This window comes from Streptomyces sp. NPDC052042 (genome assembly GCF_044548345.1).
GTDB lineage: Bacteria > Actinomycetota > Actinomycetes > Streptomycetales > Streptomycetaceae > Streptomyces.
This window is the reverse complement of the sequence record NZ_JBIUBU010000007.1, coordinates 199,792-213,972: the sequence shown is the minus strand read 5'-3', so window position 1 is coordinate 213,972 and position 14,181 is coordinate 199,792. Positions and strand designations below refer to the sequence as shown.

General features: G+C 70.5%; 15 protein-coding genes. 12 read left to right on the top strand and 3 right to left on the bottom strand.

Features of this window, described 5'->3' with window-relative positions:
* The first annotated feature begins 33 nt into the window (after positions 1-33).
* The 5 genes from ACIHCL_RS15165 (at position 34) to ACIHCL_RS15145 (ending at position 4,181) form a co-directional block, all read left to right on the top strand.
* Entirely contained in the window at positions 34-1,269 is a 1,236-nt protein-coding gene (locus ACIHCL_RS15165) for an ATP-binding protein (RefSeq protein ID WP_399861669.1), read from the top strand.
* Positions 1,266-1,670 (top strand): roadblock/LC7 domain-containing protein, encoded by a 405-nt coding sequence (locus ACIHCL_RS15160; RefSeq protein WP_399861667.1) that lies wholly within the window; start codon positions 1,266-1,268, stop codon positions 1,668-1,670. Before ACIHCL_RS15165 ends, ACIHCL_RS15160 begins: the two co-directional genes overlap by 4 nt.
* Complete coding sequence (locus tag ACIHCL_RS15155) at positions 1,667-2,041, top strand: DUF742 domain-containing protein (RefSeq protein ID WP_399861665.1); 375 nt, start codon at positions 1,667-1,669, stop codon at positions 2,039-2,041. The genes ACIHCL_RS15160 and ACIHCL_RS15155 overlap by 4 nt, the downstream gene beginning before the upstream one ends.
* Positions 2,016-2,606, top strand: coding sequence for a GTP-binding protein (locus tag ACIHCL_RS15150; RefSeq protein ID WP_399861662.1), 591 nt, complete (start codon positions 2,016-2,018; stop codon positions 2,604-2,606). The genes ACIHCL_RS15155 and ACIHCL_RS15150 overlap by 26 nt, the downstream gene beginning before the upstream one ends.
* Before the next feature lie 174 nt (positions 2,607-2,780).
* Complete coding sequence (locus ACIHCL_RS15145) at positions 2,781-4,181, top strand: cytochrome P450 (RefSeq protein ID WP_399861659.1); 1,401 nt, start codon at positions 2,781-2,783, stop codon at positions 4,179-4,181.
* Between the two features lie 40 nt (positions 4,182-4,221).
* On the opposite strand, the gene ACIHCL_RS15140 is transcribed toward ACIHCL_RS15145, so the two are convergent.
* Entirely contained in the window at positions 4,222-4,404 is a 183-nt protein-coding gene (locus ACIHCL_RS15140) for a hypothetical protein (protein WP_399861656.1), read from the bottom strand.
* A 288-nt stretch (positions 4,405-4,692) separates the two neighbouring features.
* Here ACIHCL_RS15140 and ACIHCL_RS15135 point away from each other — a divergent pair, with 288 nt between their 5' ends.
* Together ACIHCL_RS15135 and ACIHCL_RS15130 are read left to right on the top strand one after the other, a co-directional pair.
* Positions 4,693-5,823 carry a cytochrome P450 gene (locus ACIHCL_RS15135; protein ID WP_399861877.1) on the top strand — a complete coding sequence of 377 codons (1,131 nt, stop codon included), beginning with the start codon at positions 4,693-4,695 and terminating at the stop codon, positions 5,821-5,823.
* On the top strand, positions 5,820-6,650 hold the full coding sequence (locus tag ACIHCL_RS15130) for an enoyl-CoA hydratase/isomerase family protein (protein WP_399861653.1): 831 nt from the start codon (positions 5,820-5,822) through the stop codon (positions 6,648-6,650). The genes ACIHCL_RS15135 and ACIHCL_RS15130 overlap by 4 nt, the downstream gene beginning before the upstream one ends.
* A gap of 195 nt (positions 6,651-6,845) precedes the next feature.
* Here ACIHCL_RS15130 and ACIHCL_RS15125 read toward each other — a convergent pair whose 3' ends face one another.
* Positions 6,846-8,312: an aldehyde dehydrogenase family protein gene (locus tag ACIHCL_RS15125; protein WP_399861650.1), complete on the bottom strand. Its 1,467-nt coding sequence runs from the start codon at positions 8,310-8,312 to the stop codon at positions 6,846-6,848.
* Between the two features lie 84 nt (positions 8,313-8,396).
* On the opposite strand from ACIHCL_RS15125, the gene ACIHCL_RS15120 reads away from it, so the two are divergent.
* The 3 genes from ACIHCL_RS15120 to ACIHCL_RS15110 all read left to right on the top strand — a co-directional run bounded on the left by ACIHCL_RS15120 (position 8,397) and on the right by ACIHCL_RS15110 (position 10,726).
* Positions 8,397-9,173: an IclR family transcriptional regulator gene (locus ACIHCL_RS15120; protein ID WP_399861648.1), complete on the top strand. Its 777-nt coding sequence runs from the start codon at positions 8,397-8,399 to the stop codon at positions 9,171-9,173.
* A 205-nt stretch (positions 9,174-9,378) separates the two neighbouring features.
* Positions 9,379-10,473, top strand: a complete 1,095-nt coding sequence (locus ACIHCL_RS15115; protein ID WP_399861645.1) for a zinc-binding dehydrogenase — start codon at positions 9,379-9,381, stop codon at positions 10,471-10,473.
* A 97-nt stretch (positions 10,474-10,570) separates the two neighbouring features.
* Positions 10,571-10,726, top strand: a complete 156-nt coding sequence (locus tag ACIHCL_RS15110) for a hypothetical protein (protein ID WP_399861642.1) — start codon at positions 10,571-10,573, stop codon at positions 10,724-10,726.
* Positions 10,727-10,965: 239 nt separating this feature from the next.
* Here ACIHCL_RS15110 and ACIHCL_RS15105 read toward each other — a convergent pair whose 3' ends face one another.
* A complete protein-coding gene (locus ACIHCL_RS15105) occupies positions 10,966-11,418 on the bottom strand; it encodes a VOC family protein (protein ID WP_399861639.1) in 453 nt (150 codons plus the stop codon).
* Between the two features lie 292 nt (positions 11,419-11,710).
* Here ACIHCL_RS15105 and ACIHCL_RS15100 point away from each other — a divergent pair, with 292 nt between their 5' ends.
* Both ACIHCL_RS15100 and ACIHCL_RS15095 read left to right on the top strand, forming a co-directional pair.
* Positions 11,711-13,198, top strand: coding sequence for a histidine kinase (locus ACIHCL_RS15100; RefSeq protein WP_399861637.1), 1,488 nt, complete (start codon positions 11,711-11,713; stop codon positions 13,196-13,198).
* Positions 13,195-13,896 (top strand): response regulator, encoded by a 702-nt coding sequence (locus tag ACIHCL_RS15095; protein ID WP_399861634.1) that lies wholly within the window; start codon positions 13,195-13,197, stop codon positions 13,894-13,896. The genes ACIHCL_RS15100 and ACIHCL_RS15095 overlap by 4 nt, the downstream gene beginning before the upstream one ends.
* The last annotated feature ends 285 nt before the right edge of the window (positions 13,897-14,181 follow it).

The following is a 14,181-nucleotide window of genomic DNA, read 5'->3' as shown; positions in this document are numbered from 1 at the left end:
GTTTCCACAGCCATGGCACTTGAAGTGAGTCGCATGACATTTGTACAGGGCCCGCTCTTCTGGGCGCTGGTTGTCGTAGCACTGGTCGCCGTCGGCGCCGTTCTGCGGGCTCGTAACACCAACATCGCACTTCGCAGACAGAACTCCCAATTCCGTGAAGAGCGCGAAGCGCTGCAACGGCAACGGGACGAACTCCACGCCGCTCACACCGGTCTGCTGCATCGACAATCCTCCGAACTCTCCGAAGTACGCAAGGACGCCGAGGAGGAGACCAAGGCCGTTCTGAAAGCGGCCGTCCGCACCCTCCAGGGGCTCGCGGACGAGCAGCAGGTGGTCATCGAGAACGCCCAGAAGAAGTACGGCAACGACCCGGCGATCCTCGCCGACCTGATGGCCATCGACCATGCCAACAGCCAGCTCGGGCGCCGCGCGCAGGGCATCGCGGTGCTCTGTGGCGGCTGGCTCGGCCGCCGGGAGACCTCCGCCTCCGTCTTCGACGTGGCCCGCAGCGCCCAGGGGCGCATCCGGCACTTCGAGCGGGTGCGGGTCAACGGCCAGGTGAACTTCTCGGTGGTCAGCAAGGCCGTGGAGCCGGTCGCGGTGGTCCTCGCCGAACTGCTGGCCAACGCCACCAACTACTCCGCCCCCGGTACCCCGGTCGAGATCAACATCCAGGCCGTGCCGAAGGGCGTCTGCCTCATCGTCGACGACGCCGGTCTCGGCATGGGCCAGGAGGAGAAGGACCGCGCGGCGGCCCTCCTCGCCCCCCAGGCCGCGATCAGCGTCTCCAGCCTGGGTATTCCACCGCAGTTCGGGTTCGCCGTCTCCGGTGTGCTGGCCGCCCGCTACGGCTTCATGGTCTCGGTGGACTCCGTTTCCCCGTATGGAGGTGTGCGCGCGGTGGTCCTGCTGCCCGATGAACTGCTCACCGCCGATGCGCCCGTGCCCGCGCCGGCCGAGGCGATCCCGGCGGCGCAGGACGCGGGTGTGTCGACGCTGCCGCACCGACCCGTGTCGACCACGGCCCCTACCCCGCTGTTCCCGCCGGCCCCGCAGCCGGCCGCTGCCGCCCCTCAGTCCACGACGCCCTTCACCACTGCGGGCGGGCTGCCCAAGCGTCGTCGCAAGAGCCCGGTGTCGGTGGTGCCCACGGCCGAGCCGACGTCGGCCCGCAGCAATGAGGAGACGGCTTCTCGTCTGGGCGCGTTCCAGCGCGGAACCCGGTCCGGACGTGACATGACGACGATGGAAGGACCCGAGATCCAGTGAACCCCGATCTTTCCTGGGTGCTCAACGACGTGCTCCAGGTTCCTGGCGCGCGGCACGCGATCCTCGTCTCCGCCGACGGTCTGCTGCTGGCCAACTCCAGCGAAATCGGCCGGGACGACGCGGAGACCGTGGCGGCGGCGATGAGCTCCATGCAGTCGCTGAGCCGTGCCGTCGCACCGTTCATCGGGGCCCAGACCCCGGGACGCTGGCGCCAGACGCTCCTGGAGTACGAGCACGGCTGGATCTTCCTGATCGCGGCCGGGACCGGCGCCTACCTGGCGGCGGCCGCCGCGGCCGATGTGGACATGGAGGCCATGTCGTTCCGGATGCAGCAGCAGGTCACCGCGCTGGGGAAGGCGATGACCACACCTCCCCGCCTGAGCGCCGGAAGCGACATATGACGGCCCCGGGCGAGGAGCAGTCGGTCAACAGCGGATTCGTCCGTTCCTACGTCATCACCGGAGGACGCGGACTTCCCGACGCACAGGGCCTTTCCCTGGTGACCCTCGTGACCATCGCCCCCGACCGGCAGCCGCCGTCGAACGCGAGCCCCGAGATCAAGGCCATCTGGGAGCTGTGTTCGGGCGGTTACCTGTCGGTGGCCGAGGTCGCGGGCCGCCTGGAACTGCCCGTCGGTGTGGCGCGTCTGCTGCTCAACGATTTAGCGGAACAGGGTCATCTGATGCGCCGCAAGGCGCCACCGCCGGCTCAGCTCGTTGACAGGAAGATCCTCGAAGAGGTGTTGCATGGACTCCACGTCCGGTTCGGCTGAGAACATCTATGTGCCGGATGCGGTGCGGCGTGCGGCGAAGATCCTCGTGATCGGTCACTTCGCCGTGGGCAAGACGACGTTCATCGGCACCCTCTCCGAAATCACTCCGCTGCGCACCGAGGAGCGGATGACGCAGGCCAGTGAGCACATCGACGATCTGCGTGGCGCACCCGACAAGGTGACCACGACGGTCGCGCTGGACTTCGGCCGGCTGACCCTCAGTGAAGAACTGGTGCTCTACCTGTTCGGTACGCCGGGTCAGCAGCGCTTCGTCGAACTGTGGGAGGACATGGCGCGCGGCTCGTTGGGCGCGCTGCTCCTCGTCGACCCGGCGCGGCTCGCGGACACCTTCCCGGTGATCGACCTGGTCGAGACGTACGGGCTGGAGTACGCGGTCGCGGTCAACAGTTTCGACCCGTACTCCCAGCACGCCGAGGAAGAGCTGCGCGAGGCTCTCGACCTGCTGCCGGACACCCCGATCGTGTACTGCGACGCCCGGGACGAGAAGTCGTCCGCACAGGCGCTGATCACGCTGGTCCAGCACCTTCTCGCGCGCGTGGCCTGACAGCGGCCCCCGTACCGGCGGGTATCCCCCGCCGTGCGGCCGGGTCGCCGTCCGGCGCCTTCGTGCCCCGGACGGCGATCCGGCCCCCGCGCCGTCCTCCGGTACGGGTGGCCGAGCCCCCATCTCCGTCCGCCGTGCGGGCCCACCGGCCCGCGATCACATCGAGGAATCAACATGGACTCGTCGCCGGGAGCCACCCCGTACAACGCCCCCAGCGGGTGCCCGATGCACGGTGAGCGGCAGGCCTCGCTCTACGGACCGGAGTTCGCCGCCGATCCGCAGCATGTCTACGACGCGCTCCGGGCGCTCGGGCCCGCCGCGCCGATCGAGCTGGCTCCCGGTGTGGACGCCACTCTGGTCGTGCAGCACGAGGCCGCGCTCCGGGTGCTGCAGAACCCCTCGTACTTCGCCCGCGACGCGCGGCGGTGGGCGGCGCTCCGGGAGGGGCGCATCACGCTCGACAGCCCGGTGCTCCCCATGATGGCCTACCGGCCCAATTGCCTGTTCACGGACGGCACCGAGCATCTGCGGCTGCGCAAGGCGGTCACCGAGAGCCTCGCCCGTCTCAACAGCACCCGGCTCAGCCGGGACGTCGAGCGCATCGCCGACTACCTGATCGACCAGTTCATCGAACGCGGCTCCGCGGACCTGCTGGGCGACTACGCCAAGCTGCTGCCGCTGCTGCTGTTCAACCAGCTGTTCGGCTGCCCCGGTGACATCGGCGACCGGCTGACCCGCACCATGTCCGCGATCTTCGACGGCGAGGACGTGCTGCGGGCCAACGCCGAGATGACGGAGTGCCTGATGGAGCTGGTGGCGCTGAAGCGCCGGCAGCCCGGCGAGGACATCACCTCCTGGCTCATCCAGCACCCGGCCGGTCTGCGGGACGAGGAGCTCAAGGACCAGCTGGTCATGCTGATGGGCGCGGGCATCGAGCCGGAGCGCAACCTCATCGCCAACGCGCTGCTGCTCCTGCTGTCCGAGGACGTGGGGAGCGCCCAGCGGCGCGGCACCGGGATGCTCGTCGAGGACGCCCTCGACGACGTGCTCTGGAACAACCCGCCGATCGCCAACTACGCGACGCACTACCCCATCCAGGACATGGACCTGGGCGGCGTGACGCTGAAGGCGGACACGCCCGTACTGATCAGTTTCGCCGCCGCCAACAGCGACCCGGCGCTCACCGAATCCCGCCAGACCCTGAGCAAGGGCGCTCATCTGGCCTGGGGCGCCGGCCCGCACGTCTGCCCGGCGAAGTCCCCGGCCCAGCTCATCGCCCTCACCGCGATCGAGCGGGTCCTCAACAGCGTTCCGGACCTGGCCCTCGCCATCCCGGCCTCCGGCGTCGAATGGCGGCCGGGCCCCTTCCACCGCGCCATGGTGTCGCTGCCCGTCCGGTTCAGCCCGGGTGCGCCGCGCCGGATGGCGAACGTACAGAGCGCCGGCGCCGTCACGCCCGTCTCCCCCCGGATGTCCACCCTGGACGACGTCACCACGGCGCGTCACGACGGCGGAGAATCGCAGAGGAAGAACAAGGGCTGGTGGAGCTCCTTCCTGGACGTTTTCCGGATGTGACCGGCGTGGCGGAGCACCTTTCCGGGCACGGACGGGTGGTTCACCAGTACGTGGCGGACGATTCACCAGCGCGATGTATCGGTATATCGCTGAAATGGCGTCCGGTGAGCGGACTTTGGTGTGCGGTGAGCGGATCGCGATGCGCGGTCCGCTCACCGCACACGTTCATCGCCCGTTCATCGCCCTCTTCGCCGACGATCGGAATGAGCCGAATTTCGCTCATAACTTGCCTTCTTTAAAAGTGCAGTTGATCATCAATCGGCATATGACAAGGGGTCACCCGGGCATTCACCTGTGATAGGAGCAACAGGGATCGACGCTTGGCGAACATATACGGAGGGGTAGGTTCTGGCCGTAACCATGAGCCCGGATCAAGGAACTCTGCGTGAGCGCTGCAAGTGGCATGAAAAGGCCCGCCGACGAACGCCGTGCCCTCATCTCCCTCATACGGCGCCTCAAGTCACCGGAGGGGCAGGCTGATCCATACGGCCTGCTGGCCGACGTACGGGCCATGGGGGATGTCGTGCGCGCGCCCTGGGACGCGTACTTCGTCACGGGCTTCGACACCTGCAGCGAGGTGCTCCGCGGCCGGAACTGGCTGGCGCCCGACTTCGCCTGGCAGGAACGCCAGGAGGACTCCGAGCGCTGGAAGGCGGTCGCCACGCAGGAGATGACCAGGACGCTCTCCCGCCTCAACGCGCCCGAGCACACCTGCCAGCGCCGCAGCCTCGGCAATCTCTTCGACCGCTCCACCATCGAACGGCTGACCCCGGTCGTCGAGGAGCACGCCACCCGCCTGCTCGACGAGCTCGCCGAGAAACTGCGCTGGGGCGAGGCCGACTTCGTCAGCACGGTCAGCGAGCAGCTCCCCATCAGCACCATCGGGTCCTGGTTGGGCGTCCCGGCCGCCGACCATCCCCACATCCTGGAGATCACCCACAACCAGGTGCACGCCCAGGAGCTGCTCCCCACCAAGAGCGAACTCGACGTGTCCGCCGAGGCGACCGGACATCTGCGCACGTACTTCACCGAGATGGTGCGGCAGCGCCGCGCGAACCCCGGCGACGACATCCTGACCGGGTGGATCCACACCTGGGACGCGCGCGAGCCCGACCGCGAGACGGCCGACGAGATCCTCTACCGCCTCACCATGTTCGTCACCATCGCCTCGCTGGAGACCACCGCGACGCTGCTGTCGGCCATGGTGTGGCTGCTGCACCGGGAGCCCGGCCGGTGGGCGTGGCTCAGGGAGCACCCCGGGCACGTCGACGCCGTCATCGACGAGGTGCTGCGGTACGACCCGCCCATCCAGATCAACACCCGGGTCGCCGCCGAGGACACCGTCCTGGCCGGCGTCCCGATCGCGAAGGACAGCATGGTCCACGTCATGTACGGCGCCGCCAACCACGACCCGCGCCGCACCGAGAACCCGGACGCCTTCGACGTCCAGCGCCGCGGCGCCCACCTCACCTTCGGTGGCGGGGTGCACTACTGCCTGGGCGCGGCCCTCGCCCGGCTGGAGGCGCGCACGCTCCTCATCCAGCTGCTGGAACGCTTCCCCACGCTGAAGGTGACGACGCCGCCGGCGTACGCGCCCCGGCTGGTCTTCCGCCGTGTGACCTCGATGGGCGTGACGATATGAAACTCTCGTTCTCGGAACGTCTGTCCGGCCACCGGCGTCCGCGCACGCTGCGCGTCCTGCGCGAGGGCCCCGTCCTGCACGTCGAGCTGAACCGCCCCGAGTCGGGCAACGCCGTCAACGAGGCGATGCTGGACGAGCTGCTGGCGGTCCTGACTGTCCCGGACCCCGAAGCCCGGGTGCTGGTGCTGAGCGGGGCGGGGAACGACTTCAGCCTCGGCGGTGACCGCGACGAGTTCGCGGACTGGCTCGACGAGGACCAGGAGGGGCGGGGCATCCGGATCGCGGGCGACAAGGCCCGCCGTGTCTGCGAGGCGCTGTCGACCGGCCAGATCGTCACCATCGCCCGGGTGCAGGGCAAGGCGATCGGCGCGGGGATGGCCCTGGCGCTGGCCTGCGACCTGCGGGTGGGTGCCGACACCGCCAGTTTCCGGCTGCCGGAGCTGGCCCTCGGCCTGCCCACCGCCTGGGGCGGCATGCTGCCGCGGCTGATCCACGAGCTGGGGGCCGCCCGGACCCGGGAGATCATCCTGACGGGGCGCCCCATCGCCGCCGCGGAGGCGTACGAGCTGTCGGTCCTCCAGCGCGTCGTGCCCGAGGAGGAACTCGACGCGGCCGTCACCGCGTGGGCCAAGCCCATCGCGCGCCGCCCGGAGGCCGCGGTACGCATCACGAAGGCCCTGCTCAACTCGTACATGGCCGCGAACCGGATGGCCGATCCCGCGATCCTGGACTCGGAGCTCATGGCCACCGTCGCCGCCGCGAGCCGCCGGGCCCGGGACGCGCGCGACACCCGGGAGGGCACGGCGGACGCGTTGCCGGTGTGCTGAGCCGGTGCGCGAGCCGGTGTACGCGTGGGAACGCCTCACGCGCCCGGTACACACGCGGGCGGCCGGATCCGCGCCGCCGTGTACCCGTGGGCGTGCCCGGAGCGCCGTACGCGCCCCTGTGGCCCCGGGCGGACGCACGCCCATGGCCCCGGCGCACCACCTGTCGCATGCGCCGGAGCCATGTCACGGGCGCGGTCAGCCGTCGATCTGCTGGGGGAAGCCCAGCGGATTGCCGTCCCGCAACGCGTCCGGAAGCAGTGCGCCGGGGAAGTTCTGGAAGGAGACCGGGCGCAGGAACCGGGTGATGGACGCTGTTCCCACGGCCGTCGTGGTGGGAGCGGTCGTCGCCGGGTACGGCCCGCCGTGCTGCTGCGCATGGGTCACCGAGACCCCGGTGGGCCACTGGTTCCACAGGATGCGGCCGGCCTTCTCCGTGAGGATCGGGACCAGCGTCCGGGCCAGCGCGATGTCGCCCGCCGCGTCCTCGTCCGCGACGATCGTGGCGGTGAGCTGTCCGTCCAGGACGCGCGCGAGTTCGGGCAGCTTCTCCGGGTCCTCGTACGACACGACCAGTCCCGCGGGCCCGAAGACCTCCGTGATGAGCGCGTCCGGGTCGTTCAGCACCTCGTCGACCGTCGTGAAGAGCAGGGTCGTCCCGGGCGGATCGGCGATGCTGTCGGATCCACCGCGCAGGACGCTCACCGCGTGATGTTCCGACATCGAGGTCAGGCCCTCGACGAAGCCCTGCTGGATCCGGTCGTTCAGCAGCGGCGCGGAATCGGGTACCTCCGCGTCGCGCAGCGTGGCGAGCACGGGCGACTCGGCCGGGACCAGCAGGAGTCCGGGCTTGGTGCACAGCTGTCCGCGACTGCCCGTGATCGAGCCGAGATAGCCCTGGGCGATCTCGTCGGCGCGGCGGGACGCGGCGGTGGGCGCGACGAAGGCGGGGTTCACGCTGCCGAGCTCGCCGTAGAACGGGATCGGTTCGGGGCGCGCGTTGGCGATGTCGAACAGCGCTCGCCCGCCGGCGATCGAGCCGGTGAACGAAGCCGCCTTGATCGCGGGGTCCCGGAGCGCGGCCACGCCGTTCTCGGTGCCGTGGATCACACGGACCAGGTCATCCGGTGCGCCCGCGGAGCGCGCCGCCGAGGAGATGACGGCCGCGGTGGCGTCCGAGAGGCGCGGATGGCCCGAGTGCGCCTTGACGAGCACCGCGTTGCCGGCCGCGAGCGCGGCGGCGGTGTCCCCGCCCGCGACCGAGAACGCGAAGGGGAAGTTGCTCGCCGCGAACACGAGGACGGGACCGATCGGGACGAGCATCCGGCGCAGGTCGGGCCGGGGCGCCCCCATCGGCCAGTCGGCGTCGGGGCGGTCGATGCGCACGTCGAGGAAGGCTCCGTCCTCGGCGACATCGGCGAACAGACGCAGCTGGAAGGTGGTGCGCTTGAGTTCGCCCGCCAGGCGTGCCTCGGGAAGGCGCGTCTCCTCCCGGGCGGTCGTGATCAGATCGTCTGCCGCGCTGTCGAGCGCGTCCGCGATCGCGCGAATGACACGCGCGCGGTCGGCGTACGGGCCGGCGGCCCAGGTCGCCGAGGCCGCAGCCACCGCCGCCACCGCCTCACGCGTCGTCGCGGCAGCGACGTCGGACCGGTCGTCGGTCATACGAGAGCTCCTTGGTGTCTGCGCGCGGCGCCGGTACCGCGCGGCTGAGCCCATTCAAACCCGCAACGGGCCTACCATCACCAGATGCGATCCGATGAGCGGAACACAAGAGCGGGCATGATCGCGCGTGCCTCGGCCGTGCTCGGCACCTTCACCGCGGAGCAGCCGACCCTGCGGGTGTCCGAGATCGCCCGCCGCACGGGGCTGGCCAAGTCGGTCACCTCCCGCATCGTCGCCGACCTGATCGACGAGGACTTCCTCGAACGAGCGGATCAGGGGGTACGGGTGGGGATCCGCTTGTTCGAGCTGGGCGAGCTGGCCCAGCGCTCCAAGGAGCTGCGCCAGCTCGCCCTCGGCGCCATGGCGGATCTGCGTCAGGCGACCGGCCTGACAGTGCAGTTGGGCGTGCTGAAGGCGACCGACCTGGTGTACGTCGAGATCCTGCAGGGACGCGGCACCCACCTCGACATCCGCTCGCGCGTCGGCGGACGCGTGCCGGCCTACGTCACGGCGGGAGGCAAGGCGCTGCTGGCGCACTCGCCCGAGGACGTCGTCGAACGCGCGCTCGCGATCGACATGGTCCCGCTCGGACCGCGCACCGTCACCGACCCCGCCGCGCTGCGTCGTCAGCTCGCGCTCGTGCGCGCCGAGGGCGTCGCCTACGAGAGCGAGGAGTCGAAGGTCGGCATCGCGTGCGCCGCGGGCGCCCTCCTGCGCGCGGACGGCTCGCCGATCGCGGCCGTCTCCGTCACCGGCGCCGCGGGCCAGACCGACATGAGGCAGTTCGCGCCCGCCGTCAGGATCGCCGTCCTCGGACTCAACCGCCGCATCCGTGCGAACTCGGCCTTCAGCGGTCTCTGAGGGTCGTTCCGGCGATGTCTGAAGCCGCTGAAGGCCGTCCCGACGACGTCTGCCGGTTGCCGCACTGACTGATCCGCTCAGCGGATCACTCTTTGGACGGCTGCCCCTCGTCGCTCTTAGCGTCTGCCGACCGCCCGGACTCGGGCGACGCACAGCAGCTGATGCGCAGTGATGCGCGCAGTCGGACACGAAGGGGCGACCCCGCATGAAGGCGATGGTCATGTACGACGTCGACGCACCGTTGGTGCTCGAAGACCTGAGTCTCGACCGTCCCGGGCCCGGCGAGGTGCGCGTGCGCATCGAGGCGGCGGGCGTCTGCCACAGCGATGTGCACTACCTGACGGGGGCGCTCCCCGCCCGCACACCGATCGTGCTGGGTCACGAGGGCGCCGGCATCGTCGAGGAGGTCGGCGAGGGAGTCACCGCGTACGGCCCCGGTGACAAGGTCGTGCTCATGTGGCGCCCGCGCTGCGGAGCGTGCGAGTTCTGTCTCTCGGGCCGACCTGCTCAGTGCGCGCTCGGCCGCGTACACGGCCAGACCAACGGGCTGCTGCGCGGCGGTACCCGCCTGAGCAAGGACGGCGTGCGCTACCACCACCTGATGGGCGACTCATGCTTCGCCGAGCAGGCCGTCGTATCGCAGGAGTCACTGGTCAAGGTCGAGAAGGACATCCCCTCGCAGATCGCCGCCATCGTCGGGTGCGCGGTGATCACCGGCATGGGCACCGTGCTGAACCGCATGCCCGACGCCGCGGGCAAGACCATCGCCATCATCGGCGCCGGCGGCGTGGGGCTGTCGGCCGTCATCGCCGCGGAACTCGTCGGAGCCGCCCGGATCATCGTCTCGGACATCGTTCCGGCACGCCTGGAGAAGGCCCGTGAGCTGGGCGCGACCCACACCATCGATCCTTCGAGCGAGGACTTCGCGGCCCGGGTGATGGAGATCACCGGCGGCGGTGCGCACTACGTGCTTGAGGCGATCGGCCGACAGGCCACCATCCGGGCCGGCTTCGACGCGCTCCGCGCGGGCGGAACCGAGATCGTCGTGGGCCTCGGCGCCGTCGGCGACGAGCTGTCGGTGCCGGTCAACCAGCTCGTGCAGGGCGACCGACGGCTGGTCGGCGCTCTCTACGGCTCGTCCAACACTCCTCTTCAGCTCCCCGAGATCCTGCGGCTCTACCGCGCGGGCCGGATTCCTCTCGACAAGCTTCTGGACCGCTCGTTCCCCCTCTCGGAGGCGAACGAGGCGATCGAGCATCTGCGCGTCTCCGCGATCGGGCGACCGATCCTCGTGCCCTGAACGCGCACGTCGACCCACCAGACACCCCCCGCCCTCATTCGCACCCGAGATCCGCTGCACCGGAGCCTCGCTCGGCTACCAGATCGAAGCCGCGGTCGTGGGCGGACCCGCCCCGCTGATCGCCACCGCGCTGCTCGCCGCGTTCAGCGGCAGCTGGATCCCCGTGGCGTTGTTCGTCGTCGTGTGCGCGGCTCTCTCGTTCGTCGCGGTGTCCTTCGTGAAGGTGCGCCACAACGAGGAACTCGATGCCTGATCAGACGCCCGGCACCGGGGAGCCGGGGCCGGGCGCGTATCCCCTGCTCCTCTCGGGACAGTGAGACACCGGATCAGCAATGTGCCTGTAACGGGGCGCGTCCGGTACACCTGCCGGACGCGCCCGGACGCGTTTCCCTCCGCGGTGATGCGGGTCCGTGGTGGCGCAGAGCGTCCGTGGTGGTGGAGAGCATCCGCAACGGCGGGGAGGGGCCGCGGTGGCGGGGAACGGGGGCGCGGTCAGGCCGCGCAGAACTCGTTGTCCTCCGGGTCCCGCATGATCCACCAGTGCCCGGCGGGGCCCTGGTCGACCTCCTGTACCCGGGTCGCCCCCAGGCCCTCCAGCCGGGCCACCAGTGCGTCGAGGCCGTCGGGCCCGCTGTGGACGTCGATGTGCAGGCGGTTCTTGCCGGACTTGCTCTCGGGCACGGCCTGGAAGAGCAGCCGTCGGCCGTGCCCGACACCGCTGATCTCGTCGAACGGGTCGTCGGGGTGGCGGATCGCGGCATAGCCGCGGAAGGTCCTTCGGCCCTCGTGCTCGACGACCGCCTCCTCGCCGATGTGCCCTGCGGCCCGCAGCCGCTCGATCAACGCGCTGGGGTCCTCCACCTCGTATTCCAGGGCCGCGGCCCAGAAGTCCGCGAGAGCCGACGCGTTCGTGCTGTCAATGACGAGCTTCCAACCCAGTGCCATGTAACCGACAGTATTGGTTACACCACCCCGTCACAACCCGGAAGTCGACACCTCACAACCCGGAAGTCGACACCGCCCCGCTCCCGCCCCGGTCCGTGCCGCCGATATCCGCGCGGGCCCGCCCGCGTCGCCCTGGGCCGCTCACGGGCGATGATCGTTCACGGGTCGACGACCAGGCCGGGGCGTCCGGAGGCCGTTCGCCGTACATCACAGCGGACCACTCCGGGCATTTTGCGCAAAACGGGCACGCATGTCAGCGATCATGGGGTGACCGAGGAAGAAGGAAGAGCGCATGTTCACCTGGCGGTTGTGGGCCCGACGCCACCCCCGGGCCGTCGACGTGGCGGTGGCCGTGTTGCTGTGGGTCTTCGCGGTCTTCTCCAGCACCGTGACCAACGCCCAGATCGTCCGCACCCCGGCGCCCTCCTTCGCCCTGGCGGCCACCGTGCCCTCCGCCGTCCTGCTCCTGGGACAGCGCACCTACCCGCGCACCGTGGTCGTGGTGACGACGCTGTGCGCAAGCGCCCTGGGCCTGATGGGCAACAGCATGGGCTTCGATCCCTCACCGAGCTTCACCGGCGCGGCCCTGGTCGCCCTGTACCAGCTGGCCCTGCTCACGGACCTCCGCACGACCTCGGTCTACACGCTCGGGGCGGTCGCCACCCTCGCCACCGTCTCGGCGGTCTGGGGCAACGGCGCGCTGCTGCGGCCCGACCGGGTCGGCATCCTCTCCTGCGTCTTCCTGGCGGGTGCGGTCGGCGAGTCGGTGCGCAGCCGCCGCGACTACGTGACCGCCGTGGAGGCACGGGCCGAACTCGCGGAACGCACCCGCGAGGAGGAGGCACGCCGACGGGTGAGCGAGGAACGGACCCGGATCGCCCGCGAACTCCACGACATCGTCGCGCATCACATCGCCCTCGCCCACGCGCAGGCGTCCACCGCCTCGTACCTGCTGCGCAGCCGGCCGGATCAGGCGCGGCAGATGATGGACCAGCTTGCCGGAACCACGTCCTCCGCACTGCGCGAGCTGAAGGTGACCGTGGGGCTGCTGCGCAGCGAGGGCGACCCCGAGACACCTCTGGAGCCCTCCCCCGGACTCGCCCAGCTCCCGGAGCTGATCGCCTCGTTCGAGCAGACGGGCCTCACCGTCCAGGTGTCGGTGGAGGGGACGGAGCGACCGCTGTCACCGGGCGCGGACCTCACCGCGTACCGGATCGTGCAGGAGGCGCTGACCAACGTGACCAAGCACGCCGGATCCGCGACGGCCTCGGTCCGGCTCGGCTACTCGCGCCGCCTGCTCACGCTCAGCATCACCGACGACGGACAGGAGCAGCAGTCGTCGAGCACGCCCGGATACGGCCTCATCGGCATGCGGGAACGGGCCCTGTCCGTCGGGGGCCGTCTGTCCGCCGGTCATCGGGCGGCCGGCGGCTTCGAGGTGACCACGGAACTCCCCCTGGAATCGCAGACCGAACCGGACAGGGACGCGGGAACGGGAACGACACGGCCGGCGGCGTCGACCAGGACAACGGGGCTGACAAGGACGACGACGACGGCGGAGATGGCGACGGGAGCGGAGATGACAGAACCGGAACCTCTCCGGAACGACGGCGGAACGGACAACAGGTCGGGCGACGGACCGGACGGCGAAACCGACGGCGGACCGGGCTACGGAACAGACAACGGGCCCGACGGCGGACCAGGCTACGGAACGAGCGACGGAACGGGCGATGGAGCGAACGACGGGACGAACAACGGCGGGAGAGGGACGGCACCGTGACCATCCGGGTACTGCTGGCCGATGACCAGGCACTGCTCGCCGGGACCTTCCGGCTGTTGATCGAAGCGCATGACGACATGGAGGTCGTCGGCGTCGTGGAGGACGGCCGGAAGGCGGTGGAACAGGCCCGCGCCGTGAAGCCCGATGTCGTCGTGATGGACATCCGCATGCCGGGACTCGACGGCGTGGCGGCGACGGAACTGATCCGCCGCGACGAGACGCTGCGCGACACCCGCGTCCTCATCCTCACCACGTTCGAGATCGATGAATACGTGACCCGGTCCCTGCGCGCGGGCGCCGGCGGGTTCCTCGGCAAGGGCGCCTCACCCGAGGAACTCCTGGGCGCCATCCGCACGGTGGCCGCCGGAGGCACCCTGCTGTCGCCCACCGCGACCAAGGCCCTGATGGGCCGTTACCTGGACCTGCCCGAGGCCGGCCCCGCCGCGCCCGACGTACTGGGCGTCCTGACCGCGCGCGAGCGCGAGGTCATGGCGCAGGCGGCCGAGGGCCTGTCGAACGGCGAGATCGCCGAGCGGATGCACGTCAGCCCGCTGACCGTGCGCACCCACGTCGGGCGGGCGATGACGAAGCTGGGGGCCCGGCACCGGGCCCACCTGGTCGCCATGGCCTACCAGTCAGGGCTGGTGCGCGTGAACCCACCCCGACCGGGCCAGGACTCCCGGAACGTGGGCGGCTGACCGGGCTCCGCCCTCAGGGGCGTGTGGGGTGCCCGCCCCACACGCCCGGTTCCACGACCCCCACGAGCTCCCCCTCGTCCGCTTCCTGGCAGCCGCACCGGTGCCCGGTACGCGCGAGATTGGCCTCGATGCCGTCCAGGGCCCGCCGGACCATGGCGATCTGCGCCCGCAGCGCCTCGGTCGCCTCCAGCGCCGCGGCTGCCTCGACAGCCCCTGCGGCCCCTGCGGCCCTCAACGCCCCGGACGGCTCCGTCGGCCGGGGCACCTCAGCTACCCCGATCGTCT